We start from the raw sequence: 25,124 nt of genomic DNA, 5'->3' as shown, positions 1-25,124 counted from the left end.
CGCTACTGTCCCGAGGTCGTCGCCACGGCGCGAGGGCCGTCCAGACATGGTGCCGTGCCCGCACGGGTGTGGGGACGGGAACAAGTGGTTCCGCCACGGGGAGGAACCCGCCACCAGGTGGCTCAGCCGCGGGGAGCCAGGCCCAGTTGGAGTCCCTTCAGGCTGGAGGAACGCTTGCTCAGCCCGGAAGCGATCTTGAGCAGCTCGGCCGCCGCCGGCGAGTCGGGGTCCGTCAGGACCAGCGGCTTGCCCTCGTCGCTGCCCTCGCGCAGCCGCAGGTCGATCGGCACCTGGCCGAGCAGCGGCACCCTGGCCCCCAGCGTGCGGGTCAGCGCGTCGGCCACGATCTGGCCGCCGCCCTCGCCGAACACAGTGACGCGCTCGTCGCAGTGCGGGCAGGGCAGCCACGCCATGTTCTCGATGACGCCGGCGATCTGCTGGTGGGTCTGGGCCGCGATGGATCCGGCCCGCTCGGCCACCTCGGCGGCGGCCATCTGCGGTGTCGTCACGACCAGGATCTCGGCCGACGGCAGCCGCTGGGCCACGGAGATGGCGATGTCGCCGGTGCCCGGGGGCAGGTCGAGCAGGAGGACGTCGAGGTCGCCCCAGTAGACGTCGGCGAGGAACTGGTGGAGCGCCCGGTCCAGCATCGGCCCGCGCCAGACCACCGGCGTGTTGCCCTCGGGCTTGAACATGCCGACCGAGATGACCTTGATGTCATGCGCCACCGGCGGCATGATCATGTCCTCGACCTTGGTGGGCTTCTCGGCGGCGCCCAGCATGCGAGGAACGCTGTGGCCGTAGATGTCGGCGTCGACGATGCCGACCTTGAGGCCGCTCGCGGCCATGGCGGCGGCCAGGTTGACCGTCACCGACGACTTGCCGACACCGCCCTTGCCGCTGGCCACCGCGAACACGCGGGTCAGCGAGCCCGGCTGGTTGAACGGGATCTCCTTCTCAGGCCCGCGGTTGCCCCTCAGCATGGTCTGCAGCTTCTTGCGCTGCTCGGTGCTCATGACGTCGAGCTCGATCTGGACGCCGGTCACGCCTTCGACCTTGGAGACGGCGTTCGTCACGTCGCGCCGGATGGTGTCTTTCATCGGACATCCGGACACGGTGAGGTAGACGCCCACACGCACCGCCCCATCGGGAGCGATCTCGATGCTCTTGACCATCTCGAGGTCCGTGATCGGGCGACGGATCTCGGGGTCGATGACGGTGGACAGGGCCGCCGTCACCAGTTCCTGGGTTGGTGCCATCGAAGTCTCGGCACGAAGGAGTGCCGTACCTCCTTAGTCGGCTATGTCGATATATGGGTGACAGGCGCTGGACGCCAGCGAGGATGCCCCTCAATGGTATGAACCGGAGGCTGCGCTGGATTAATCCGTGCTGTTAGATGTCTGTGCAACAACGTCTTAAGGTTACTCCGTGACTCTCCTGCGCGACGACGGCCTGACCGTCGAGGAGCTGACGGTCTGGCGGCTGCTGCAGCGTGCCCAGGTGCGCATCACCCGCCACCTGGAGGCGGAGCTGCTCGTCGCCCACGATCTGCCGCTGGCCTCCTACGAGGTGCTCATGCAGCTGGCCGAGGCGCCAGAGCGGCGGCTGCGCATGAACGATCTCGCGGACCGCGTGCTGCTCTCCCGCAGCGGCCTGACCAGGCTCATCGACCGGCTGCAACGTGACGGGCTGGTGTCGCGGGAGGCGTGCGCGGACGACGCCCGCGGGCTGTTCGCGGTGCTGACGGACGCCGGCGCCGCCCGGCTGGCCGAGGCGACGCCGACCTACCTGCGCGGCATCAGGGCCCAGTTCCTCGACATGCTCGGCGCCGGCGAGATCGCCCAGATCCGGGCCATGCTCGGCAAGCTGAACATCAGCGGCGCGGCTCCTTGAGCTCGTCCAGCAGCCGGCCGAGCTCCGCGCGCAGGTAGTCGCGGGTGGCGACCTCGTTGATCGCCATGCGCAGCCCGGCGATCTCGCGGGTCAAGTACTCGATCTCGGCCTGGTTACGATCGGCGACCTCGCGGTCGTGCTCGTACTGGATACGGTCCCGGTCGGCCTGCCGGTTCTGGGCCAGCAGGATGAGCGGCGCGGCGTAGCTGGCCTGCAGCGACAGCATGAGCGTGAGGAAGATGAACGGGTACGGGTCGAACCTGAGGTTCGGGGGTGCAACGAAGTTCCAGCTCACCCAGACCGTCACGAACACGGTCATGTAGACGAGGAACCTGGCCGTGCCGAGGAAGCGGGCGATCCGCTCCGACAGGCGGCCGAAAACCTCCGGGTCGTAGTGCGGCCGCAGCGAGCGGCGCAGCGCACGGGGCTGGTCCAGTCGTTCGGCGGTCATGACGGGGCCTCCTCGCGCCAGTCCTCGGGTAGCAGGTGGTCCAGGACGTCGTCCACGGTCACCGCGCCGACGAGCCTGCCGAGCTCGTCCACGACCGGGGCCGCGACGAGGTTGTAGTGCGCCAAGTAGGCGGTGACCTCGATCAGCGTGAACGCCGGCCTGATCGGGTCGATCGACGGGTCGAGCACCGCGCCGAGCAGCGTGGACGGCGGCTCGCGCAGCAGCCGCTGGAAGTGCGAGACGCCCAGGTACGTCCCCGTCGGCGTCTCGGTGGGCGGCCGGGTCACGTAGACCTGGGCCGCGACGGCGGGCGTCAGGTCCTGCTGCCTGATGTTCGCAAGCGCCTCGGCCACCGTGGCGGTGGGCGGCAGGATCACCGGCTCGCTGGTCATCACGCCGCCCGCGCTGTCCTCCGGATAGGTCAGCAGCCGCCGCACCGGGTCCGCCTCGTCCGGCTCCATCAGCGCCAGCAGCCTGGCCGCCTGCTCGTCGGGCAGGTCGTGCAGCAGGTCGGCGGCGTCGTCGGGGCCCATCTCCTCCAGGACGTCGGCCGCCCGCTCCGGCTCCAGCGTGCCGAGGATGACGATCTGGTCGTCGGGCGGCAGCTCCTCCAGCACGTCGGCCAGCCGGTCGTCGTTGAGCGCGCGGGCAATCTCCACGCGCCGCTTGCTCGGCAGCTCGTGCAGGGCGCTGGCCATGTCGGCGGCGCGCATCGACTCGAACGCCGCGATCAGCCCCGCCGCCCCCTGGTCCTTCTGGAGCTTGTCGAACCCCGACACCTCGCTCCAGTCCACGATGCGCGGCTCGCGCCGCCTGCCCTTGTAGACGGCGACCTCGGTGATCTCCCAGGTGGACGGCTTGATCTCCTCCATGGCCAGGTCGTAGACCGTCATGGGCTCGTCCTCGACGCGTACGGCCAGGTCCAGCATCTCGCCGACGACCAGCGTCTCGGTGCCGCGCTGCTCGAACCTGCGCATGTTGATGCGGCCGGTGAAGACGACGGCGCCCGGCTCGATGCGGCGTACGCGGGTGATGGGCAGGAACACCCGGCGGCGCGGCTGCACCTCCACCACCAGGCCGTGCACGGTGGGCCGGCGGCCGATGCGCAGGCCGACCACGACGTCCCTGACCCGGCCGATCTGATCCCCTGCCGGGTCGAAGACCGGGGTCCCCGGCAGCCGGGCCACGAAGATCTTCACGTGGCCAGGCTAACAGCGACGCCCCGTTGCGCCCGGGACGCCCGGCGTGTCAGTATCAAACCTGGTTAACGGTCATTACGTAGCAGGTGGTGTGCGATGAGGTATGCGGGGCTGGCGCTCGCGTTCGTGTCTTCGTGGTGTTTCGCGTTCTCGGGTCCCATGGCCAAATACCTCATCACCGCCGGACTGGCGCCGATCGAGGCTGTCTGGACGCGGATGGCGGGCGCGGGGCTGCTGCTGCTCGCCGTGCTGGCCGTGGTGCGGCCGCAGGCGCTGCGGATCCCGCGGTCGAGGTTGCCGTTCTTCGCGCTGTACGCGGTCATGGCGGTGGCCGGGGTGCAGGCGCTGTACTTCGTCGCGATCACGCGGCTGCCCGTGGGAATCGCGTTGCTGCTGGAGTTCATGGCTCCGGTGATGGTGGTGGCGTGGGTACGGGTGGTGCGGAAGATCCGGCTCGCGCGGGCCGCCTACGTGGGCGCGGTCGTCGCGGTCGTGGGCCTCGGGATCGTCGTGGAGGCGTGGCAGGGGTTGCGGCTGGACGCGCTGGGCCTGCTGCTGGGGCTGCTGGCCGGGGCGTGCTGTGCCGGATATTTCATCATGAGCGATAGTTTCGGCGACGACGTGGATCCGCTCGGGCTGATCGCCTGGGGGATGGCGGGGGCGGCGGTGGTGCTGATCCCGTTCGCGCGTCCTTGGAACATCCCGTGGGACGCCTTCACCGCCTCGGCCACGCCGTCGGGGGACGGGCTGACGTTGCCGGTGCTCGCCGCGTACCTGTGGATGGTGCTGATCGCCACCGTGACCGCGTACATCCTGGGGGTGAACGCCGTGCGGCGGCTGTCGGCCGCGGTGGGCGCCACAGTCGCGTCCCTTGAGGTCATCGGCGGGGCGCTGGTGGCCTGGGCGCTGCTCGGCGAGACGCTCGGCCTCTTCCAGATCGTCGGCGGCCTGATCGTCCTGTCCGGCGCCCTCCTGGCCCAGACCGCCACCGCCTCCCCTCAGCCGTCCCCGGCCGCGCCGGCCGAGGAGCCCGTGACCGTCCGGGCCTAACGCCCCGGAGTCGTCGCGGAGGTCTCGGCGGTCTCGCCGATGTCGGGGGTGAGGCGCAGGACGACGGACTCGCCGGCCCAGCGCTCGGTGAGGTGCTCGCTGTCGAGGGCGTTGAGCCGCTCCTTGGCCAGCACCGCAACGGCGTCGGCCGCCGCGGCCTGATCGACCACCGACACCGCCGCGTCGAACTCCACCAGCCGGGCGCCGTTGTCCTTGCTCCGCAGAGTCACGTGAACCCGCTCGAGGGCCTCCAGACCCGGCAGCCGCTGCTCCTCACCGCCGGTCACCAGGTAGATCGCCCCGTCGTGCCAGGCATGCCAGGCCAGGCGGGGCCGGTCAAGGGTGAGCCAGAGGATGCTGGACTTCTTGGCGCCTTCCTCGATGGCCGCGGTGATGTCGCTCACACTCAGAACTTTACTCGCGGCCTGGCCGTCAGGTCGCTTCCGAGTCGTAGGGCGGAAGCTCACCGTAACCCAGCTCGTCCACGACCGGGTCCGGCGTGTACGGGGCCGTCGTGGCGGGCTCCAGCTCCTTCGGCTTGTCGTTCCAGTCTTCCTCGATGTCGTCGAGGAGGTGCTTGCGGACGAAGTTACGCGGGTTGAGGTCGGCCGGGTCGAAGTTCTGGAACTCCGGGCCCAGGCCGGCGCGCAGGTCGTCGCGGGCGTTGTTGGCCATCCGGCGCAGATTGCGCAGCGTCCTGCCTGCCTGTGCGGCGGCCTGAGGCAGTTTTTCGGGACCGAAGACGAGCAGCGCCAGCACGATCAGCGCCCCGATCTCCGCCCACCCGAGTCCGAACACCGTGAGCTCCTACAGCCGTCCAACCATTCCGAGGACAACCCCGGCCTACCCACAGACTAAGGGCTCCCAGCCATAGCTCGACCGCCCCTCCCCAGCTTCCTTCGCCAGCGCACCAAACCCCCGCTTTCCGTACGGACGCCGCCCGTAGAGTTCACGGCCACAGCCAGCCACGATGGGGCCGGCTCATGCACAGGCGCACAGGCGACCGGCGACGAGTTAGGGGCCGCACGAGTCCTAGGAGCGCTGGAGCGCCGGGTCGGCGGGGTGGTGTGCGGTGGGGCTCGGCGCAAAGGGACGGCGCCCAGGATGGGCCCGAAGACGCCGGTGCCCGGACGCCGTAACGGCGGCCCGCCGGTGAAGCTGGTAACCGTCCCCCCTGGAGGGCCGGCCACCAGCGTCGACGCTTGGAGCCAACGTGGCCCCGCCGTAAAGGAACTAAATTGTCCTTAAGAAGGCGACGGCGTCGGCTCGTCCTCGGCAACCACGACCAGCGTGGCGGTGCGTTCCTGGCCGTCGCGTTGGTACTTGATGGTGATCTTGGACCCCGGCTCTTTGCTCCGGATCAGCGCGATGAGCTCGTTCCCGTCCTGCAACGCCAGCCCGTCGATCTCCAGGATGATGTCACCGGCCTTGAGCCCGGCCTTGTCTGCGGGCCCGCCGGCGTCCACCGGCTGCCGCCCCGCGGCGGGCTCGGACGCGATCTTCACGCCCTGCCCCCGATAGTCCTTGTCCAGCACGATGCCGATCTTCGGACGCTTGGCACGCCCAGTGCTGATCAGCTCCTCCGCCACCCGCCGCGTCTGGTTGACCGGGATCGCGAAGCCCAGCCCGATGCTGCCGCTCTGGCTGTTCACCGACCGGCCGAGAGTGGCGATGGCCGAGTTCACGCCGACGACCTCGCCCCGGCTGTTGACCAGCGGCCCACCCGAGTTGCCTGGGTTGATGGCGGCGTCCGTCTGGATGGCGCTGATGTACGCGGGCTCCTCGTTGCCGGTGCCGGTCTCGTCACCGGCGATGACCGGGCGGTTGAGCGAGCTGACGATGCCCGTGGTGACCGTGCCCGTCAGGCCCAGCGGCGAGCCGATGGCGATCACCGGGTCGCCGACCACCACCTGGTCGGAGTTGCCCAGAGTGATCTCCGGGGTGCCGAACGTCTCCTCCGGCTTGACCACGGCCAGGTCGGAGCCCGGGTCACGGCCGACGATGCGGCCCGAGGTGGTCTTCCGGTTGCTGAACATGATCTGGATCTCGCCACCCTGCGCGGCCAGGGAGACCACGTGGTTGTTCGTGACCACGTACCCGTTCTTGATCAGGAACCCGGACCCGGACGCGCCCTCGGTGCTGGAGCCGTTGCCGACCTCGAGCGAGACCACGCTGGGCAGCACCCGCGCGGCCACGCCCGCCACCGAGTCAGGCGCGCGGTTGGTGGCGCCGGTCGGCAGCGGTCCGAGGCTGTAGGAGGGGTCGTTGCCGCTGCTCGGCTTGGTGAGCACGTACGTGCCGACGCTGCCGAGCGCGGAGGCCAGGAGGGCGATGGTCACGGCGATCGCGACCAGGACGCCGAGGCCCGGACCACGCCGGGCCGTCGCGCCCGGTCCCTGCCCGCCCGGAGGCGGCGGCCCCCACCCGGGGCCCATGCCGAGCGGGCGCGGTGGCGGAGGCGGCGGTGCGCCACCGCCACCGAACGGCGGGTTGTCATAAGACCGCCCCCCGCTGTCCGGTCCGCCGAACGAAGGACCACCGTCGGGTCGACCGAACGAAGGACCACTGTCCGACCCGCCGAACGAAGGAGCACCGTCGGGCCGGCCGAACACAGGAGCACCGTCGGGCCGACCGAACGAAGGACCACTGTCCGACCCGCCGAGCACAGGAGCACCGTCGGGTGCACCGAACGAAGGACCGCTGTCCGACCGGTCGAACGCGGGACCGCCGTCGGGTGCACCGAACGATGGACCGCTGTCCGACCGGTCGAAGGACGGACCGCCGTAGGAGGAACTGCCGTAGGACGGGCCACCGTCGGGAGGGCCGAATGAAGGACTCTCGTATGACCGGGTGCCGCCGTCAGAAGGCCCGCCGAAGGACGGGCTCTCGTACGACCGCGTGCCGTTGTCCGGCCCGCCATACGAAGAGGGGCCGTCGTACGAAGAGGCGCCGTCGTAGGAAGACGTCCCGCCGTACGGGTTGTCGGTGGAGCCGTAGGGGTTGTCGGTGGAGAAGGATGGGCTGCCGTAGGAAGGCCGGGGGGCGGCGTCGTACGAGCGACTCTCGTACGGCGGCGCGCCGGCGACCTCGGAACGCCCTGACGGGTCGCCCCATGACGCGCCGAACGAGGCGGGTGGTTCCGGCCGCTGGCCCGGCTGATCGGCCGGATGCTCCGCGGGCAGGAACTCCGGCCGCCCCAGTGGTTCGGGGTAGTCCGACGGCGTGCGTCCTTCGGTGGGGCGCGTCTCGTCGGTCATCTAAGTCTCACCACTCCTTGGCTCGGCCACCGCAATCCTCACTCTTGCGGCATACGAGGGTTATAAAGCAGATCGTTCCGCCCAGACGTAACAAATCCCGAACCCAGATCGTATGCCCTTAGAGTCGGCAACTACGCCAATAGGAGTCATCACCGGCATATCCGGACGTTACGGAGTGGCGATCGATGGCGAGTTGGTCGGCGACTGCTGCACCTTCCACAACTCGACCGGCGGCGTCCTGGGATCCTGCCCCGTGCCGGAGACGGCGAAGAACGTCCCGAGCGCCACGGCGGCCGAGACCACGCCGACCGCGACGTAGCCGCTCCGCCGCCTACCAGCGCGTCCAGGGCCCGCAGCCCCACCAGTCGCGTCCCTGCGCGGGCGGTTGTCCAGGGGAGCGATGCTGTGCGGCCCAGGGATGGGCACTCCCCCGAACGTACGCGCCGGGAAAGGGCGCTCCCTCGGCGGCAGCGGACCACCCGGCTCCGCCATCCGGAGCAGGGACATCGTCAGGTCGGCGGGCATCGCCGGGGTGTCGAGCGAGCGCAGGCGCGACTTCAGCGCCCGCATCGACTCGACCTCGTGCCGGCAGTCAGCGCAGAAGGTCAGATGCGCCAGCGCGCGCTCGCGTTCGTGGTGGTTGAGCTCCCCATCGACGAGCGCGGAAAGACGTTCTCCAAGATGAGCCATGTCAGACTTCCTCCCCACGGATCACGGTCGGGGGGAGTTGAGAATTGCGCGGGGCCCGATGCTCGAGCGCCTCCCGCAACTGCGCCCGGCCACGGTGAATACGGCTTCGGACCGTACCCAGCTTGACGCCGAGCGTGGCCGCGATCTCCTCATAGGACAGGCCCTCGATGTCGCACAACACGATCGCGGCCCGGAACTCGGGTGCGAGTGCATCGAGGGCTGCTTGGATGTCGGGCTCCAGGTGGGCGTCGTCGAACGCCTGCGCCGGTGACGGCTCCCGGCCGCGCAGCCGCTCGGCGGCGTCGTCGGCCAGTCCCTCGAACCTGATGCGCTGCTTGCGCCGCGCCATGTCGAGGAACAGGTTCGTCGTGATCCGGTGCAGCCACCCCTCGAACGTGCCGGGGGTGTAGCTTGACAGCGACCTGAAAACCCGGACGAAGACCTCCTGAGTGAGGTCCTCGGCATCGTGAACGTTGCCGGTCAGCCGGTACGCAAGCCGATACACGCGTGCGGAATGGGTCCGCACGACTTCCTCCCACGTAGGAGGCGTCCAGTCAGACGACACGGGAGCATTCGTCTGGTGGTCGCTTTCGTCCACCAGAACTCCTCTCTCTGGGACCACCGCTATCGCCATAGTGCCTGGTTTCGTCCCTTCGTGCGCACTGCCTGCCCTGCGGACCGGCAAAGCCCGTTTAAACCTGCAACGCCTCGGGACCCTCCTGAGTTCCCGTCCCGGCGTGTCTCCCCTAGGCTGCGATCGGTGCCAATCACCTGTATGACCCTTTGCGACCAATCGCACGAAAGTGGGGGGAGGCGGCCGATGACCAGTCAGGTGGAGGCCACTCTGGCCTATGCGGAGCAGTTTCATCACGAGGATGAGATCATCCACGCGGCGCGGCAGCGCGGGCTGGAGATGGGGGCCACACCCATCCTTCCCGGTGGCGGGGCGGCATTGTGCTTCCTCGCCACGGCTGTCAACGCCAAGTCGGTCGTGGAGATCGGCACGGGATGCGGCGTCTCCGGTCTGTGGCTGCTGCGCGGCATGCGGGCCGACGGCACGCTGACGAGTGTCGACGTCGAGCCCGAGCACCAGAGGCTGGCCCGGCAGGCGTTCGCGGAGGCGGGATTCTCCGGGGGGCGGGTGCGGCTCATCTCGGGGCGGGCGCTCGACGTGCTGCCGCGACTGTCAGACGGTGGCTATGACATGGTGTTCGCCGACGGCGCGAAGCAGGAGTACGCCGACTACCTCGCCGAGGCGGTCCGGCTGCTGCGGGTGGGCGGGATCGTGGCCTTCGACAACATGTTGTGGCACAACCGTGTGGCCGATCCCGCGCAACGCGACCCGGAGACGGTGACGCTGCGCGAGGTGGGCAAGCTGGTGCAGTCGGACGACCGCCTGCGCTCGGTGCTCATGCCCCTGGGCGACGGCCTGCTCGCCGCCGTCAAGGTCTCCGACTAGCCTCGTCCACGCACTTCGGCACCGGTCCCTCTGGGAGACCCGAAGGGGACCGGCGGGTCTCTCCGGCGAGAGCCGGTGGTCAGGAACGGGTGAGCCACTCCAAGAGGACCCGTACGCCGAAGCCCGTGGCCCCCTTGCTGAGCGTGCCCTCGTCCACAGTGCTGCGCCCGACCCCGGCGATGTCGAGATGCGCCCACGGCCGCCGGCCCGCGAACTCCCGCAGGAACAACGCCGCCGTGATGGACCCGGCCCCGAACCTCGACCCCACCTCCACGTTGGCCAGGTCGGCGATCGACGACTCCAGCGCGGGCGTGTAGTCCTCGATCAGCGGCATCCGCCACAGCAGGTCGTCACTGGTCTGCCCGGCGTCCACGAGCTCCTTGGCCAGCACGTCGTCGGTGGCGTAGACGGCGCCCACGTTGCGGCCGAGCGCCACGCTGATCGCCCCGGTGAGCGTGGCGATGTCCACGACCGCGTCGGGGTCGAGCGCCGCGTCGGCGTAGGCGAGCGCGTCGGCCAGCACGAGCCGCCCCTCGGCGTCGGTGTTGAGCACCTCGACCGTGCGGCCGCCGTAGTGCTTGATGACGTCGGTGGGCCGCTGAGCGGTGCCCGACGGCATGTTCTCGGCGGCGGCGATCAGCCCGGTGACCCGTACGGGCGCGCCCAGCCGCGCCAGCGCGCCCAGGACGGCGATCACGACGGCCCCGCCCGCCATGTCGGTCTTCTGGGTCTTCATGTTGTCGGTGGGCTTGAGCGACAACCCGCCGGAGTCGAACGTGATCCCCTTGCCCACGAGCACCACGTGGCGGTCGGACGGCTCGGCGGGCGTATAGGAGATCTGGATGAGCCTGGGCGGGCTGGCCGAGCCCCGCCCGACGGCCAGGATGCCGCCGAACCCGTCAGCCTGCAGCTGCTCCTCGTCCCAGACCCGCACCGGCAGGTCGCTCTCGGCGGCGCGCTCGGCGAGCCAGGCGGGGTTCTTGACCGAGGACGGCGTGTTGGCCAGGTCGCGGGCCAGCGCCACCGCCTGGGCCACGGTCTGCGCGCGGCCCACGGCGGCCTCGTCGGCCCCGGCGAGCGCCAGTGCCCGCACGGGCTTCTTGCCCTCGTTACCGATCTTGAACGAGTACGCCGCCAGCAGCGCCGCCTCGGCGAACGCCGCCACGTCGCCCTCCGGCGCCACCACGGACAGCGTGTCCCTGCCCTTGACCCTGCGGACCAGTGCGGCTCCCGCCCTGCGCAGGGCACGCGGCGACCCGTCGCCGACGCCGTAGAACAGGACCCGGCCCACGCCGCCGGCCCGGGCCACCGGCACCTCGACGATCTCCCCGGCCTCCCCCTTGGCCTCGTAGTGGGACAGCAGGTCGCGCACCGGCACGTGGAGCTCGACCACATGAGCGGGGTCGAGATCGGAGGCATAAGGGACGGCCAGCAGATCGGCGTCGTCGGAAACCTCGGCGACCACCGAGGCAGTGGTCTCAATGGGCACGGAAGATCTCTCCTTGAACGTCAGCGACCCTGGCGCCGGACTACGCCAGGGTCGTGGATCAGGTGGTCTCTCGGGAGCGCTCAGCCGACGACGTTCTTCAACGCCTCACCGAGCGCCTTTGCCTCGTCGGCGGAGATCTCCACGACGAGCCGGCCGCCACCCTCCAGGGGGACCCGCATGACAATGCCGCGCCCTTCCTTGGTGACCTCGAGCGGACCATCGCCGGTCCGCGGCTTCATCGCCGCCATGCGTGCATCCCTTCCTGCCTTGGGCTCCCGCGGCCCCGCGATTCCGACCTCCCGAGGGGGTGGTCGGCGCATTCACGTCTTCTGTGATGTCCCATTCTCCCGCATCGAGAGCGCTCATGGGTAACGATCTCCTCCCAGAATGCGTTGTCGCGGAGTGCAAGGACGTCCAAACTGGACTGCGTGCACGCTCGCGCCGCCCTCTTCGATCTCTACGGAGACCACCTGATCTCGCGCGGCGGACAGGCGTCCGTCGCCGCGCTCGTCCGGCTCATGAAACCCCTGGAAATAGCGGCTCCCGCCGTCCGCACGGCCGTCTCGCGCATGGTGCGGCAAGGCTGGCTGCGGCCGATCAGGCTCACTCAAGGCGCCGGGTACGGGCTCACGCCGAAATGCGTCAGGCGGCTCGATGAGGCGGCCTTGAGAATTTACCGAGCCGGGACCCTCACCTGGCACGGCCGCTGGCACATGATCGTCCTGGAGGCGGTCAAGGAGCGGCCGCGCAGAGAGCGGCTGCGGGCCGACCTGACGTTCCTTGGCTACGCGGCGCTGTCGGAGACGACCTGGATCGGTCCACGCTCGTCGATCGAGCTGGACAACCTGCTGGAGAGCGAGCGCGTGCGGGCCGACAGGTTCGACGCGGCGCTGGAGGGCGACCCGCGCGAGCTGGTGGCGCGGGCGTGGGATCTGACGGCCATCGGCGAGGCGTACGAGCAGTGGCACGCCGAGGCTGTCACGCTGATCAGCACGCTGCCCGAATCGGCCCAGGACGACCAGGTGTTCGCGGCCAGGAGCAGGCTCGTGCACGGATGGCGCAACTTCCTGTTCCGCGATCCCGGCCTGCCACCCGAGCTGCTGCCCGCCGGCTGGCCGGGTGAGAAGGCCAGGGCCTATTTCGAGCAGGAGGCCGCCCGGCTGCTTCCCGCAGCCGCCGCGTTCGTCGACAGGGAGTTGATTTGATCCGCTACGACATGGCCGACGCCGTCGCCGTCATCACGCTCGACCGTCCCGACGCGATGAACTCGCTGACCGCCGAGCTCAAGGACGCCCTGCTCGACGCGGTGCGCCGGGCCGCGGGCGACCCCGCGATCAGGGCCGTTCTGCTCACCGGCGCGGGACGGGCCTTCTGCGCGGGCCAGGACCTGCGCGAGCACGCCGACAACCTGGAGGCGGGCCGCGGTCTGGCCGGCACCGTTCACCGGCACTACAACCCGATCGTGGAGCTGATCACCACCATGCCCAAGCCGGTGGTGGCCGCGGTCAACGGCGTGGCCGCCGGCGCGGGCGCGTCCCTGGCGTTCGCCTGCGACCTGCGGGTCGCCTCGGAGAAGGCCAAGTTCGCGCTGGCGTTCGCCGGGATCGGCCTGGCGCCGGACTCGGGCGCGTCGTGGACGCTGCAGCGCCTGGTGGGGCCCGGCCGCGCCGCCGAGCTGATGTTGCTGGGCGAGCCGCTCGACGCGTCCCGCGCGCTGGAGCTGGGGCTGGTCACGCGCGTGGTGCCCGCGGACGACGTGCTGAAGACGGCACACGAGCTGGCGGCGCGCCTCGCGCAGGGCCCAACCCTGGCGTACGCGGCGACCAAGCGAGCGCTGGCCTACTCGGCGACGCACTCGCTGCCGGACTCACTGGCCGTGGAAGCCGAACTCCAGGACAAATGCGCCGCCACCCGAGACCATCTGAACGCCACCCGCGCCTTCCTCGCCAAGGAACGCCCCACGTTCCGCGGCGAGTGACGCGACCATCGGATGCACGACTTCGACGCACTCAGGGCGACCGCGCTCGACCTGCTCACCGGCGGCGACATCGACGCCTCCGATCCCGTCTACGCCGCTCCCCTGGCCAGGCTCAGCGAGCGGGCCAGTGGCTGGGTGGCCGCGATGACACCCGGCTTGACCTGGCCGGATCTCCCGCTGGACGGCAGTCCGGGCAACGTGACCGGCAGCTACGGCCGCCTGCGGCGGATCGCGACGGCCTGGGCCACGCCGGGCACCGCGCAGCACGGCGACGACGCCGTCGCGGCACGCGTGGTGGCCGCGCTCGACCTGCTCCACGAGCGCCACTACAACGAGCGGCTCCCGGAGACGGGCAACTGGTGGTTCTGGGAGATCGGCACGCCTGCGGAGCTGAGCCGGACATGCGTGCTGCTCGGGGACCGGCTCGACGCCGGCAGGCGGGCGGCGTACCTGGGGGCGATCGACCGGTTCTGCCCTGACGCCGGCCACCGCGCGGGCAACCCCGCGGCGTGCGAGGCCGGGGCGAACCTGGCGGACAAGGCGTTCATCGTCGCTTTGCGCGGCGTGGCCGGGCACAGCGCCGCCAAGCTGGCGGCGGCCCGCGACGGGCTGTCCGACGTGCGGGGCGGCGTGTTCCACTACGTCGAGTCCGGCGACGGCTTCTACCGCGACGGGTCATTCATCCAGCACGAGGACGTGGCCTACACAGGCTCGTACGGGTTGTCCCTGCTCATCGCGGTCGCCGGCACGCTGGCGCTGCTCCACGGATCGCCCTGGGAGGTGAGCGATCCCGGGCGGGCGGTGGTGCTCGACGCGGTCGAGCGGTCCTTCGCCCCGTTCATGCACGACGGGCTGCTGATGGACACCGTGAGGGGGCGGGCGGTCACCCGCCAGAGGTTCTCCGACCGCGTGGCCGGGCACGCCGCGATCGGCGCCGTGCTGCTGCTCGCGCGCTGCGCGCCGGAGCCGTACCGGGGCCGGTTCGCGGAGCTGGCCAAGGGCTGGATCGAGCGCGGCGGCAACCGGCCCTACCTGGAGCAGGCGGACGTGCCGGAGACGCGGCGCGCGGTCGCGGTGCTGGACGACACGACGATCGACGCCGCGGCGGGGCCGGTGGGGCACTTCGTGTTCCCGTCGATGGACCGGGTGGTGCACCGGCGGCCCGGCTGGTCGTTCGCGATCAGCCTGTCGTCGCGGCGGATCGCCGCCTACGAGGCGATCAACGGGGAGAACCTGCACGGGTGGTACACCGGCGACGGCATGACCTACCTCTACACGGGCGAGCTGGGCCAGTACGGCGAGGAATTCTGGCCGACGGTGAACCCGTACCGGCTGCCGGGCACCACGGTGGACACGCGCGAGCGCGAGGACCTGTCGTTCCGCGCCTACCGCCCGGACAACGCGTGGGCCGGCGGCGCGGTGCTCGAGGGCCGGTACGGCGCCGCCGCCATGGAGCTGGCCGGCGACGGGAGCGGCCTGCGGGCACGCAAGTCCTGGTTCTGCCTGGACACGGCCGTAGTGGCGCTGGGCAGCGGCATCACAGGCTCCGGCGGCCACGGCGTCGAGACCGTGGTGGAGAACCGCGCCACGGACGCGGAGCCGTACCTGGGGGACGGCTGGGCGCACCTGCCAGGGGTCGGCGGCTACGTGCTGGACGGGGCGCTGACCCTGGTGGAGAAGCGGACGGCCAGGTGGCGCGAGATCAACAAGGGCGAGGACACACGCGGCGCATCCCACCCCGTCACGCGACGCTACGTGACCTTCTGGTTCGACCACGGCATCGACCCCGTGGACGCCTCCTACGCCTACGTGCTGCTGCCCAACGCCTCACGCGAGCGCACGCGCGCCTTCCGCGGGTCGCGTCCCATCCGGGTGGTGGCCAACTCGCCGCAGGTCCAGGCCGTGCGCATGCGCGGGTTACTGGCGGCCACGTTCTGGGCGGCGGGCGAGGTCGACGGCGTCCGCGTGGACGCGCCCTGCGCGCTGCTCGTACGGCGGACCAGCGGGCGGATCCTGGTGGCCGTGGCCGATCCGAGCAGGACGGTGGACGCCGTGACCGTGACGCTCGACCGCCCGGCGCGCGGCGTCGCCCGGGCCGACGACACCGTCTCGGTACGGCCGGGAGCACATCCGGCCGTCACCGTCGCGCTCGGCGGCTCGCTCGGGCGCACCCACACGGCCGAGCTCACCGTGTACGCGCCACGCAATCCTCGAGATGATCGTTGACCAGGCCGATGGCCTGCATCAGCGCGTAGGCCGTGGTCGGGCCGACGAACCTGAAGCCGTGCTTCTTCAGCTCCTTGGCCAGCGCCTTGGAGCCGGGCGTGGTGGCGGGCACGTCGGCCATCGACTTCGGCACCGGCGCGTCCGGGTCGGCGAAGCGCCACACCAGCTCCGACAGGCCGTCGGGGAGGTCGAGCGCGGCCCTGGCGTTGTGGACAGCCGCTTCGATCTTGGCGCGGTTGCGTACGATGCCCACGTCGCCGAGCAGCCGCTCCACGTCCCGCTCGGAATAGGCGGCCACCTTGGCGATGGCGAAGCCGTCGAACGCGGCGCGGAAGTTCTCCCGCTTACGCAGGATCGTCAGCCACGACAGACCCGACTGGAACGCCTCCAGCGCGACCCGCTCGAAGACCGAGTCGTCGCCTTTGACCGGGCGGCCCCACTCCTCGTCGTGGTAGGTCAGGTACATCGGGTCGGACATGCCCGTCCAGCTGCAGCGGATGGGCTCGGTCACGGACGCTCGTCCCCGTCCTTGCCCAGCGTGGCGCGTACGCGCTGCTCGGCGGCCCCGGTCTCGCCCTCCGGCTCGTCCGATGCGCCGGCCTCGTCCCCGGGCTTCGCCTCGTCCGGCTCGTCATCCAGGTCGTCCGGCTTGTCATCCAGGTCGCCCGGCTTGTGGTCCAGGTCGTCCGGCCGGTCGGCGGCCTCTTCCCCAGAGGACGGCTCCTCAGCGGGGGAGGCCGCGCCGTTGCCCGTGTGCAGTCGCCACTCCGGGCTTTCCGGCGCGTGCGCCGCATTCGCGCCCTCGTCCCAGGACACCGTCGTCCCGCTCGCCGACATGGGATCGCCCGACTCCGGCAGCTCCCTGGCGACGGCCGGCGCCTCGGGCGAGTGGTCGGTACGCAGAGCGCCGCCCGGTGCCGCGTACACCTCCTGGCGCGCGTGCAGCCGGCTGGACAGCAGCTCGGAGACCCGCTGCTCCAGCACCGCGATCCTGGTGTCGCGGGCACTGATCGCGTTGGCGGCCCGGCGCAGGGTCTCATCGACGCTCGCCGTGTGGTAGCCGACGAGGTTGACCGGCAGTTGGAGCGCCATGAAGTCGACCGCCGTGAGCTGCCCCGGCTCGGGCAGGTCGAGCGGCGGCACGTCCGGCGGGAACTCGGTCAGCTCTCCGCCCCTGCCGAGGGAGACCAGGACCACGCAGGCCAAGATGGCGATGGCGGCGATGGCGAGTATGACCAGCACATTGGCATCGTACTCATACCATCGGGGCATGAGGTCCGCACTTGCCTCAGCCCGTACCTGTCCGGGCGGACAGTGCGCTGGTCAGCCGGTGGACTCGCCGAGCTCGGCGACGCTCGGCCGGACCGGCCGGAGGCGGGCCTCCAGGCGGGCGAGCGCCTCCTCGACCGTGGTGGTCCAGGAGATCGCGTCGAAGACCGCGGCCCGGGTGAAGCCCTCGTCGTACATGTTGCTGACCAGCTGCTTGAGCGGCTCGTACAGGCCCCAGGGGTCGAGGACGACCAGGGGGCGGTCGTGGATGCCGAGCGTGCGCGCGGTCCAGATCTCGAAAAGCTCCTCCAGCGTGCCGATGCCGCCGGGCAGCACGAGGAACGCGTCGGAACGGGCGTCCATGAGGCCCTTGCGCTCGCGCATGCCGGCCGTGACGATCAGCTCGTCCGACTCCTCGTCCGCGATCTCGATGTCCACCAGGACCTGCGGGATCACGCCGATCGTGCGCCCGCCGGCCGCACGGGCCGCCGAGGTGACGGCGCCCATGCAGGAGACGGTGGCGCCGCCGCTCACGAGGGTGTGCCCGCGCTTGGCGAGTTCGGTGCCCACCTGCCCGGCCAGCTCGATGTACTTGTCGTCGATGCGGAGGCTGGAGGCGCAGAAGACGCAGATGTTCACGGGGATGAAGCCTATTGGGGCTCCGCGGTCTGCACGTGGGCGGCCTCGAATTCTTCCTCGCGCTGCTGGGAGCGGGCCAGGTCGGCGTCCACGATGATGCGCACGGCCTCGTCGGGGTCGTCGGTGACGCTGATCAGGTCGAGATCGTGGGAGGCGATCTTGCCACTGCCGAGCAGGGTGCCCTTGATCCACTCCAGCAGCCCGCCCCAGAACTCGGAGCCCATCAGCACCACGGGGAAGGACGTGACCTTGTGGGTCTGCACCAGTGTCAGCGCCTCGAACAGCTCATCCAGCGTGCCGAAGCCGCCGGGCAGGGCGATGAAGCCGCACGAGTACTTCACGAACATCGTCTTGCGCACGAAGAAGTAGCGGAACTCGATGCCGAGGTCCACGTAGTCGTTCATGCGCTGCTCGAACGGCAGCTCGATGCCGAGCCCGACCGAGATCGCGCCGTCCACGTCTTTCGCGCCCCGGTTGGCCGACTCCATGACACCGGGCCCGCCGCCGGTGATCACGGCGTAGCCGGCCTCGGCCAGCGCCCGCCCGAGGGCCCGGCCCATCCCGTAGTCGGGCGACTCGGGGCCGGTGCGTGCCGAGCCGAAGACCGTGACCGCCGGCGGCAGCTCGGCCAGCTGCCCGAAGCCCTCCACGAACTCCGACTGGATGCGCATCACCCGCCACGGGTCCATGTGGACCCAGTCGGAGGGTCCCTGGCGGGCGAGCAGCCGCTGGTCGTGCGTGGAGCTGGGGACGAGGTTGCCGCGGACCACGGCCTGGCCCTGGCGGCGTTCTCGACGTATTTGTTCCATGTGGATCACGCTAGTCCCTCTCGCCTGCGGCCGCGTCCAGGCCCGCGCTCCTACCCGTTCAGCGGCCTAGACTGCCCCCTGTGGGCGAAACCCCAGGTAAGCGGGGTAGAACAATCGCAGAAAAAATCTTGAAAAAACGAGGGAACCGGATTTCGGCTTACCCGCGTCTAATCGTCGAGGGTGCTGCTCGGGACTGAAAGTGGTCTTCCCCGCCAAATGGCCGGCGAGGAGGGCCACTTTCATTTTGTCAGCCAGTCCTGCATGGCCAGCTCGCTCTCGACGATCTTCGAGAGCGAGACGTACTCGCCCTGCTGGTGCGCGAGGTTCGGATCGCCGGGCCCGTAGTTCACGGCCGGCACACCCAGCGCGGAGAACCGGGCGACGTCCGTCCACCCCAGCTTGGCCCGCGGCGTGCCGCCGACGGCCGCGGTGAACGCCGCCGCCACCGGATGCGTCAGCCCCGGCCTGGCCCCGGGCGCCGCGTCCACGAAGCTCACCTCGAATCCGTCGAACACCTCCCGTACGTGCTCCTGCGCCTGCTCGATCGACAGGTCGGGCGCGAACCGGTAGTTGACCGTCACCACGCACTCGTCGGGGATGACGTTGCCGGCCACGCCGCCCCGCACGCCGACCGCGTTGAGTCCCTCGTGGTATTCGAGCGCGTCCACGACCGGCCGGCGCGGCTCGTAGGCGTTCAGCCGGGCCAGCACCGGCTCGATCCCGTGAATGGCGTTGACCCCGAACCACGACCTGGCGCTGTGCGCCCGCTTGCCCGTCACCGTGATGTCGGCACGCAAGGTGCCCTGGCAGCCGCCCTCGATCACGCCGTCGGTCGGCTCCATCAGCACCGCGAAGTCGGCCAGCAGCCAGTCGGCATGGTCCCTGGCCACCCGGGTGAGGCCGTTGCGCTCGGCCTCGACCTCCTCGCAGTCGTAGAAGACGTAGGTCACGTCCTTGTTGGGCGCGGGGACGGTGGCCGCCAGCTTGAGCGCGACCGCCACGCCGGCCTTCATGTCGGAGGTGCCGCACCCGTACAGCAGATCGCCGTCCACCCGGCTGGGCAGGTTGGCGGCCACGGGCACGGTGTCGAGGTGCCCGGCGATCAGCACGCGCTCGGCGTGTCCCAGATGGGTGCGGGCCACGACGGTCTCCCCCGACCGGTCCACCTTCAGGTGCGGCAGCGCGGACAGGGCCCGCTCGACTGCGTCGGCCAGCGCCCGCTCGCCGCCGCTCACCGACTCGATGTCCACGATCGCGGCGGTGAGCGCGCGTACGTCCTGCGTCAGGTCCAGCATCAGGTGTTCACTCCGTGTTCTCGCAGCACCTCGTTGAGCGCCGCTTTGTCGTGCCGCTGCCCCGGCTTCAGCCGCTTGATCACCAGCACGCACGGCAGCCCGAACGTGCCTCCGGGGTATTCCTTCTGCCTGGTGCCCCCGACCGCCACGCACCAGTCGGGGATGCGGCCGCGGGCCAGCTCCTCGCCCGTCTCCACGTCGATCACCGGGATCGTGCCCGACAGGATCGTGCCTGCTCCGACGACCGCGCCCTGCCCCACCCGGGCACCCTCGACGATCATCGACCGGCTGCCGATGAGCGCTTCGTCCTCGATGACGACCGGCACGGCGTTGGGCGGCTCCAGCACGCCTCCGATGCCGACGCCGCCCGAAAGGTGCACGTTCTGTCCGATCTGGGCGCAGGAGCCTACCGTTGCCCAGGTGTCGACCATCGTCCCGGCGTCCACGTACGCGCCGATGTTGGTGAACGACGGCATCAGCACCACCCCGGGCGCCAGGTAGGCGCCCCAGCGGGCGATCGCGCCCGGCACCACCCGCACCCCGTCGAACGAGCTCTTCAACGGAACCCTGTCGTGGTGATGGAAGTCACCCACCTGCGAACGCGCCATGCCCAGCACCTTGAAGGCGAGCAGGATCGCCCGTTTGGCGCGCTCGTCCACCACAACCTCGCCGTCCACCAGCCGGGCCGCCCTGGCCTCGCCCTTGTCGAGCAGGTCCACCGCGCCCACGACCAGGTGGCGCGCGTCGACGTCGGCGGGCGACAGCTCCGCGCGGCGCTCCCACAACTGGTCTATGGCTGGGGATATCGGTGTGGAGGTGCTCACGTCACTCATGGCCACGGAGCTTATCCACGCCGGGTAGGTTTTTCAGGGTGCGCATGCGCTTCTCCCGTGGAGTCATCACTATCGCGATCATCGTGATCGTGCTCGCCGTGGGCATTTCCGTAGGCGTCTACCACCTGCTGAAGAGGGCCACCCCCCTGGCGGTGCCCGAGGCCTACTGCAACGCGCGCACCCCTAACGGCCTCATTTCGCTCCAGCCGGAGCAGGCTCAGATCTCCGCCACGATCGCGGCCGTCGCGGCGCGCCGCAAGCTGCCCGAGCGGGCCGTGGTCATCGCGTACGCGACCGCGATCCAGGAGTCGAAGCTCCGCAACCTCGAGTACGGGGACCGTGACTCGGTCGGCGTGTTCCAGCAGCGCGAATCGCAGGGCTGGGGCACCAAGGAGCAGCTCATGGATCCCGTCTACGCCACGAACAAGTTCTTCGCCGCCCTGGTCAAGGTGAAGAACTATCGCAAGATCCCGCTCGCGGAGGCGGCCCAGGCGGTGCAGCGCTCGGCGGGCGGCTATGCCTATGCGCCGCACGAGGCGGACGCCAAGATCCTTGCCGCCGCCTTCACCGGGCGGGTGCCGCAGGCCGTGCACTGCTGGTATCCGGCGAGCAAGACCCCGGCGCCGCGGCCCAAGACGGCCGAGGCACGCAAACACCTCTCCCGGGCGCTCGGCAGCACCGCGATCACCACCAGGAAACGCGGGTGGCTGATCGCCGCCTGGTCGGTGGCCCACGCCGAGAAGTACGCGCTGAGCCGGGTCCGCTACAGCGGCGCCACCTGGTCCAACGACATCAAGGTGGAGGGCTGGAAGCCGGGCGAGGCGTCCGGCGCCACCCAGGTCGAGCTCTCCTAGCCCAGTCGCGCGTCAGGCCAGGTCGAGCTCTCCTAGCCCAGCCGCGCGTCAGGAGGCGCGGCGGACGATGGAGATGGAGCCGGGCGGCAGAGGCTGGGCGTAGCTGGCCGTCCAGGCGCTGCCCTGAATGCGTTCGAAGGACAGCAGCCGCCCATCCGAGGCACGGTAGTCGGCGAAGTCGAGCAAGCCCCGATCGGGGTTACCGGTGTCCCCCTCGCTCCGGAACGCCGCCGTGCCCCGCTCGATCGGGAAGAACTCCACGCCTTCCATGATCAGCATGCTCTTGGCCGGAATCATGCCCTGCGTGGGCACGTCGTTCCAGAGCAACACTTCCAAATGCGGCGGATCCCCGGCACGCACCTCGACCGAAAGCCACTGAAGGCGCCGGGAGGCATCCCGCAGCAGATATTCGGTCCACTGATGCCCCTGCCACGAAATGTGCATGGCGCCCAGCACACGCGCGGGCGACCCGTGCACCTCGATCCGGTCCCCCACCCGGATCGTGCGCGGGTCGGTGTAGTCGGTGCCGGCATGCCCGGGCACGCTCACAGGGGCCGGCATGGGGGTCTCGATGGGAGCGACCTCGACCGCCGGCGGCGGCGTGCTCGTACGGCCCTTCCTGTCTTGCCGCAAGGTGGCCAAGAAGGCTCCCAGCAGCAGGAGGACCAGGGCGATGCTCAGCCCGAGTACGACCATGGAGGTCACGCTCATCGATCAGCTCGCTCCACTCGCGGTCTGCCTCGGCGTAAGCCCTTATCGATTTATTGGCTTGCTTTTGACGGGCGATCCTACTGGAGGCGGCGCACCGCCGCACTGATGCGTTCGTCAGTGGCGGTGACGGCGATGCGGATGTGCCGCCCACCTGCCGCTCCGTAGAACTCGCCGGGCGCGACCAAAATGCCGATTTCGGAAAGCTTGCTCACCTGGTCCCAGGCGTTCTGCCCGTTCGATGCCCAGAAGTACAGTCCTGCCGTTGAATGGTCGATATGCCAGCCCGCCTGCTCCAGCGCGGGCCGCAGCAGGGCGCGGCGGGCGGCGTAGAGCTCGCGTTGGGCGTCGGCGTGCGCGTCGTCCGCCAGCGCGGCCGTCACCGCGGCCTGTACGGGGCCCGGCATCATCATGCCCGCGTGCTTGCGGATCTCCAGCAGCCGCTTGACCAGGACGGGATCGCCCGTCACGAACCCGGCGCGGTAGCCGGCCAGGTTGGAGCGCTTGGAGAGCGAGTGAACCGCGAGCAGCCCCTCGTGGGAGCCGCCGCAGACGTCGGGATGAAGGATCGAGACCGGCTCCTCTTCCCAGCCGAGCTCGATGTAGCACTCGTCGGAGGCGACGATCGTGCCGCGCTCGCGCGCCCAGGAGACGACCTTGCGCAGGTGCTCGGCGGGCAGCACCCGGCCGGTGGGGTTGCCGGGCGAGTTGACCCAGAGCAGGTCCACGTGCTCAGGGCCGAGCGCGAGCGTGCTGTCGGAGGCCGTGGCCACCGCCCCGGCCAGTCGGGCGCCCACGTCGTAGGTGGGGTAGGCCAGCTCGGGGAAGACCACGCGCCTGGCGCCGAGGTATGTGGGCAGCCAGGCGACGAACTCCTTGGAGCCGATCAGCGGGAGCACGTCCTGCTGATCGACGGTGACGCCGTGCCTGCGCCGCAGCCACCCGGCCGCGGCCTCGCGCAGCGCCTTGATGCCGTGGGTGAAGGGGTAGCCGGGGCTGTCGGCGGCCTGGACGAGGGCGTTCATGACGACCTCGGGCACGGAGTCGATCGGCGTGCCGATCGAGAGGTCGACGATGCCGTCGGGATGTGCGAGCGCGCGCTCCTTGTACGGCTCCAGCCGGTCCCAGGGGAAGTCGGGCAGGTTGTTCACGGTTCTCCAGGGTGTCGCATTGCCGTACGAAAAGCACACGCCGCGAGGGCGCATCCAGCCCGGGATGCCCCCTCGCGAGGCGTATCAGAACCGGCTAGTGGTCCTCAGCCTGCGGCGGCAGAGCGGCCACCACCGGGTGGTCCTTGTCGATCTTCCCGACCTTGGAGGCACCACCGGGCGAGCCGAGGTCTTCGAAGAAGTCCACGTTCGCCTTGTAGTAGTCCTTCCACTGCTCGGGAAGGTCGTCCTCATAGAAAATCGCCTCGACGGGGCATACAGGCTCACACGCGCCGCAGTCCACGCACTCGTCGGGGTGGATGTAAAGCATGCGCTCGCCCTCGTAGATGCAATCGACGGGGCATTCCTCGATGCACGCCTTGTCCAGGACGTCCACGCAAGGCTGCGCGATGACGTAGGTCACCTCGAGCTCCTTCTTCTCCGCACCATGGCATGAGTCTGACCGCGGTTTGCTACGCCCTAGTATTGCCGTGCTTGCCAGCTGGCCGAAACGGAGGGTGGCAAACTCGTGCCCGCACGCCTCGTCATCGCGATCACAAGTCAGGACACAGGTAAACGGATCACCACGCGCAGGCGCGTATCTGGAGGGTATCGCGATGCGGTCGGGATCCTCGAGTCCTGGGAGGAGGGAGTGCTGAGACTTCGTAAAAAAGACGGCACGCTGGTGGAGATTCTTGAGGAAACGCTGGTGGCGGCCAAGGTCGTTCCCGCCGCGCCTCCTCGACCTGGGCAGGTGTAACGGTAAGTATTCCTTGTGTGACTGTACGTACCTGCGCCGCCGCAGCAGCCATCCTCGCCAGCGCCGGATGCGGCGCGTCGTCCACAGAATCGTCAACGCCGGCTGAGAACCTGCCGCCGGTCAACGTGCAGGCGGGCTCGCTGAAGTCCGGCTTCACCACCATGGAGCGGCTCGCCGAGGCCGCCAAGCGCGAGGGCGAGCTCAATGTGATCGCGCTGCCCCGCGACTGGGTCAACTACGGCGAGGTCATCGACACCTTCGCCGACAAGTACGGGCTCAAGGTCAACCAACTCGAGCCCGGCGCCAGCAGCCGGCGCCAGATCGACGCGGCCGCGCAGCTCAAGCCCGACGTGTTCGACCTGACCCTGGACGTCGCGGTGCGCGAGGCGGCCAAGTTCGCGCCGTACAAGGTGCAGGGCTGGCAGGACCTGCCCGACGACGTGAAGGATCCGTCCGGCGCCTGGTACGCCGCCTACGGCGGCTACATGTCCATCGGGTACGACCCGCGCGCGGTCAAGCCCCCCGCCTCCTTCGCCGACCTGCTCAAGCCCGGCTACCGGGTAGCGCTCGACGGGGACCCGCTGCACTCGGCGTCGGCCTTCGGCGGCGTGATGGCGGCCTCCATGCGGTCCGGGGTGCCGCGGCCCGAGCAAGGGGTGGGGCTGTTCGCCAAGCTCAAGCAGGCCGGCCAGCTCACCGACCTGGCCAAGGCCAACGTGATCGTCGCCTGGGACCACCTGAACGCCGCCCGCAGCGCCGGCCAACCCGACGCGTGGCAGGCGACGATTCCGCGGGACGCGGCGCTCGGCGGCTACCACGTGCAGGCGATCAACAAGGCCGCCCCGCACCCGGCCGCCGCCCGCCTGTGGCAGGAGTTCCTGTTCTCGGACGAGGGCCAGAACCTGCTCCAGAAAGGCTGGGCCCGGCCGGCGCGCGGCGAGGCCATGCTCATGAAGGGCACGCTCGACGCCGCGCAGGCGGCCAAACTGCCCAAGGCGCCTGGGCCGCCCATCCTCATGACGATCCCCCAGGCAGACGCGGCGAAGGCGTACCTGAAGAAGGAATGGGCGAAGAGCGTGGGATGAGTCCGAAGTGACTTGATATGTCGTAGGGACGT

General features: G+C 70.1%; 28 protein-coding genes. 9 read left to right on the top strand and 19 right to left on the bottom strand.

The genetic code is table 11. From position 1 onward, the window contains the following. Positions 1-122 precede the first annotated feature (122 nt). Entirely contained in the window at positions 123-1,259 is a 1,137-nt protein-coding gene (locus ACTWPT_RS16570; protein ID WP_443178257.1) for an Mrp/NBP35 family ATP-binding protein, read from the bottom strand. 169 nt (positions 1,260-1,428) lie between these two features. Here ACTWPT_RS16570 and ACTWPT_RS16565 point away from each other — a divergent pair, with 169 nt between their 5' ends. Further along, positions 1,429-1,893: a MarR family winged helix-turn-helix transcriptional regulator gene (locus ACTWPT_RS16565; protein ID WP_443178256.1), complete on the top strand. Its 465-nt coding sequence runs from the start codon at positions 1,429-1,431 to the stop codon at positions 1,891-1,893. Here ACTWPT_RS16565 and ACTWPT_RS16560 read toward each other — a convergent pair. Continuing rightward, positions 1,874-2,344, bottom strand: a complete 471-nt coding sequence (locus tag ACTWPT_RS16560; RefSeq protein ID WP_443178255.1) for a DUF1003 domain-containing protein — start codon at positions 2,342-2,344, stop codon at positions 1,874-1,876. The genes ACTWPT_RS16565 and ACTWPT_RS16560 overlap by 20 nt on opposite strands. Beyond that, the gene (locus ACTWPT_RS16555) at positions 2,341-3,543 is read right to left on the bottom strand and encodes a magnesium transporter MgtE N-terminal domain-containing protein (RefSeq protein WP_443178254.1); all 1,203 of its coding nucleotides are present in this window, start codon (positions 3,541-3,543) and stop codon (positions 2,341-2,343) included. Before ACTWPT_RS16555 ends, ACTWPT_RS16560 begins: the two co-directional genes overlap by 4 nt. A gap of 96 nt (positions 3,544-3,639) precedes the next feature. On the opposite strand from ACTWPT_RS16555, the gene ACTWPT_RS16550 reads away from it, so the two are divergent. Then, positions 3,640-4,593 carry an EamA family transporter gene (locus ACTWPT_RS16550; protein WP_443178253.1) on the top strand — a complete coding sequence of 318 codons (954 nt, stop codon included), beginning with the start codon at positions 3,640-3,642 and terminating at the stop codon, positions 4,591-4,593. Here the strand turns inward: ACTWPT_RS16550 and ACTWPT_RS16545 are convergent. From ACTWPT_RS16545 to sigE, 5 genes are all read right to left on the bottom strand, one after another. After that, positions 4,590-4,997, bottom strand: a complete 408-nt coding sequence (locus tag ACTWPT_RS16545) for a hypothetical protein (protein WP_443178252.1) — start codon at positions 4,995-4,997, stop codon at positions 4,590-4,592. The two genes, ACTWPT_RS16550 and ACTWPT_RS16545, sit on opposite strands and share 4 nt — an antisense overlap. Positions 4,998-5,025: 28 nt before the next feature. Then, on the bottom strand, positions 5,026-5,391 hold the full coding sequence (locus ACTWPT_RS16540) for a sec-independent translocase (protein WP_443178251.1): 366 nt from the start codon (positions 5,389-5,391) through the stop codon (positions 5,026-5,028). Between the two features lie 446 nt (positions 5,392-5,837). Then, positions 5,838-7,850: a trypsin-like peptidase domain-containing protein gene (locus tag ACTWPT_RS16535; protein WP_443178250.1), complete on the bottom strand. Its 2,013-nt coding sequence runs from the start codon at positions 7,848-7,850 to the stop codon at positions 5,838-5,840. A gap of 168 nt (positions 7,851-8,018) precedes the next feature. Next, positions 8,019-8,540 (bottom strand): anti-sigma factor family protein, encoded by a 522-nt coding sequence (locus ACTWPT_RS16530; protein ID WP_443178249.1) that lies wholly within the window; start codon positions 8,538-8,540, stop codon positions 8,019-8,021. Between the two features lies 1 nt (position 8,541). Beyond that, positions 8,542-9,174, bottom strand: coding sequence for an RNA polymerase sigma factor SigE (sigE, locus tag ACTWPT_RS16525; protein ID WP_443178248.1), 633 nt, complete (start codon positions 9,172-9,174; stop codon positions 8,542-8,544). Between the two features lie 186 nt (positions 9,175-9,360). On the opposite strand from sigE, the gene ACTWPT_RS16520 reads away from it, so the two are divergent. Continuing rightward, positions 9,361-9,999 carry an O-methyltransferase gene (locus ACTWPT_RS16520; protein WP_443178247.1) on the top strand — a complete coding sequence of 213 codons (639 nt, stop codon included), beginning with the start codon at positions 9,361-9,363 and terminating at the stop codon, positions 9,997-9,999. Between the two features lie 79 nt (positions 10,000-10,078). On the opposite strand, the gene ACTWPT_RS16515 is transcribed toward ACTWPT_RS16520, so the two are convergent. Both ACTWPT_RS16515 and ACTWPT_RS16510 read right to left on the bottom strand, forming a co-directional pair. Then, a complete protein-coding gene (locus ACTWPT_RS16515; protein WP_443178246.1) occupies positions 10,079-11,488 on the bottom strand; it encodes a leucyl aminopeptidase in 1,410 nt (469 codons plus the stop codon). Between the two features lie 80 nt (positions 11,489-11,568). Further along, the gene (locus ACTWPT_RS16510) at positions 11,569-11,736 is read right to left on the bottom strand and encodes a DUF3117 domain-containing protein (RefSeq protein ID WP_020545024.1); all 168 of its coding nucleotides are present in this window, start codon (positions 11,734-11,736) and stop codon (positions 11,569-11,571) included. A gap of 180 nt (positions 11,737-11,916) precedes the next feature. On the opposite strand from ACTWPT_RS16510, the gene ACTWPT_RS16505 reads away from it, so the two are divergent. From ACTWPT_RS16505 to ACTWPT_RS16495, 3 genes are read left to right on the top strand one after another with little or no spacing between them, the layout of a single operon-like run. Next, positions 11,917-12,693 carry a PaaX family transcriptional regulator gene (locus tag ACTWPT_RS16505; protein ID WP_443178245.1) on the top strand — a complete coding sequence of 259 codons (777 nt, stop codon included), beginning with the start codon at positions 11,917-11,919 and terminating at the stop codon, positions 12,691-12,693. An 11-nt stretch (positions 12,694-12,704) separates the two neighbouring features. Beyond that, the gene (locus tag ACTWPT_RS16500; RefSeq protein WP_443178298.1) at positions 12,705-13,466 is read left to right on the top strand and encodes an enoyl-CoA hydratase-related protein; all 762 of its coding nucleotides are present in this window, start codon (positions 12,705-12,707) and stop codon (positions 13,464-13,466) included. Between the two features lie 12 nt (positions 13,467-13,478). After that, positions 13,479-15,692 carry a polysaccharide lyase 8 family protein gene (locus tag ACTWPT_RS16495; protein WP_443178244.1) on the top strand — a complete coding sequence of 738 codons (2,214 nt, stop codon included), beginning with the start codon at positions 13,479-13,481 and terminating at the stop codon, positions 15,690-15,692. Here the strand turns inward: ACTWPT_RS16495 and ACTWPT_RS16490 are convergent. The 6 genes from ACTWPT_RS16490 to ACTWPT_RS16465 all read right to left on the bottom strand — a co-directional run bounded on the left by ACTWPT_RS16490 (position 15,652) and on the right by ACTWPT_RS16465 (position 20,537). Further along, positions 15,652-16,170, bottom strand: a complete 519-nt coding sequence (locus ACTWPT_RS16490; protein ID WP_443178297.1) for a DNA-3-methyladenine glycosylase I — start codon at positions 16,168-16,170, stop codon at positions 15,652-15,654. The genes ACTWPT_RS16495 and ACTWPT_RS16490 overlap by 41 nt on opposite strands. Before the next feature lie 29 nt (positions 16,171-16,199). Then, positions 16,200-16,934 carry a hypothetical protein gene (locus tag ACTWPT_RS16485; protein WP_443178243.1) on the bottom strand — a complete coding sequence of 245 codons (735 nt, stop codon included), beginning with the start codon at positions 16,932-16,934 and terminating at the stop codon, positions 16,200-16,202. 81 nt (positions 16,935-17,015) lie between these two features. Further along, positions 17,016-17,600, bottom strand: a complete 585-nt coding sequence (locus ACTWPT_RS16480; protein WP_443178242.1) for a TIGR00730 family Rossman fold protein — start codon at positions 17,598-17,600, stop codon at positions 17,016-17,018. A gap of 11 nt (positions 17,601-17,611) precedes the next feature. Next, entirely contained in the window at positions 17,612-18,409 is a 798-nt protein-coding gene (locus ACTWPT_RS16475; RefSeq protein WP_443178241.1) for a TIGR00730 family Rossman fold protein, read from the bottom strand. 239 nt (positions 18,410-18,648) lie between these two features. Continuing rightward, positions 18,649-19,704: a succinyl-diaminopimelate desuccinylase gene (gene dapE, locus ACTWPT_RS16470; protein ID WP_443178240.1), complete on the bottom strand. Its 1,056-nt coding sequence runs from the start codon at positions 19,702-19,704 to the stop codon at positions 18,649-18,651. Beyond that, positions 19,704-20,537, bottom strand: coding sequence for a 2,3,4,5-tetrahydropyridine-2,6-dicarboxylate N-succinyltransferase (locus ACTWPT_RS16465; RefSeq protein ID WP_443178239.1), 834 nt, complete (start codon positions 20,535-20,537; stop codon positions 19,704-19,706). Before ACTWPT_RS16465 ends, dapE begins: the two co-directional genes overlap by 1 nt. A 44-nt stretch (positions 20,538-20,581) precedes the next feature. Here ACTWPT_RS16465 and ACTWPT_RS16460 point away from each other — a divergent pair, with 44 nt between their 5' ends. Continuing rightward, the gene (locus ACTWPT_RS16460; protein ID WP_443178238.1) at positions 20,582-21,391 is read left to right on the top strand and encodes a hypothetical protein; all 810 of its coding nucleotides are present in this window, start codon (positions 20,582-20,584) and stop codon (positions 21,389-21,391) included. Between the two features lie 48 nt (positions 21,392-21,439). Here ACTWPT_RS16460 and ACTWPT_RS16455 read toward each other — a convergent pair whose 3' ends face one another. The 3 genes from ACTWPT_RS16455 to fdxA all read right to left on the bottom strand — a co-directional run bounded on the left by ACTWPT_RS16455 (position 21,440) and on the right by fdxA (position 23,671). Continuing rightward, on the bottom strand, positions 21,440-22,102 hold the full coding sequence (locus ACTWPT_RS16455) for a DUF4178 domain-containing protein (protein WP_443178237.1): 663 nt from the start codon (positions 22,100-22,102) through the stop codon (positions 21,440-21,442). Between the two features lie 77 nt (positions 22,103-22,179). Next, entirely contained in the window at positions 22,180-23,250 is a 1,071-nt protein-coding gene (gene dapC, locus ACTWPT_RS16450) for a succinyldiaminopimelate transaminase (protein WP_443178236.1), read from the bottom strand. Between the two features lie 94 nt (positions 23,251-23,344). Continuing rightward, positions 23,345-23,671: a ferredoxin gene (gene fdxA, locus ACTWPT_RS16445; RefSeq protein WP_305923991.1), complete on the bottom strand. Its 327-nt coding sequence runs from the start codon at positions 23,669-23,671 to the stop codon at positions 23,345-23,347. A gap of 105 nt (positions 23,672-23,776) precedes the next feature. Here fdxA and ACTWPT_RS16440 point away from each other — a divergent pair, with 105 nt between their 5' ends. Beyond that, positions 23,777-24,007 carry a hypothetical protein gene (locus tag ACTWPT_RS16440; RefSeq protein WP_443178235.1) on the top strand — a complete coding sequence of 77 codons (231 nt, stop codon included), beginning with the start codon at positions 23,777-23,779 and terminating at the stop codon, positions 24,005-24,007. A gap of 17 nt (positions 24,008-24,024) precedes the next feature. Then, entirely contained in the window at positions 24,025-25,092 is a 1,068-nt protein-coding gene (locus tag ACTWPT_RS16435; RefSeq protein WP_443178234.1) for an ABC transporter substrate-binding protein, read from the top strand. Positions 25,093-25,124 lie beyond the last annotated feature (32 nt).

Origin of the sequence: Nonomuraea sp. 3N208 (assembly GCF_052245935.1) — a bacterium.
Lineage (GTDB): Bacteria > Actinomycetota > Actinomycetes > Streptosporangiales > Streptosporangiaceae > Nonomuraea.
Note: the sequence above shows the minus strand (reverse complement) of the source record. Positions and strands in the feature narration are given on the sequence as shown.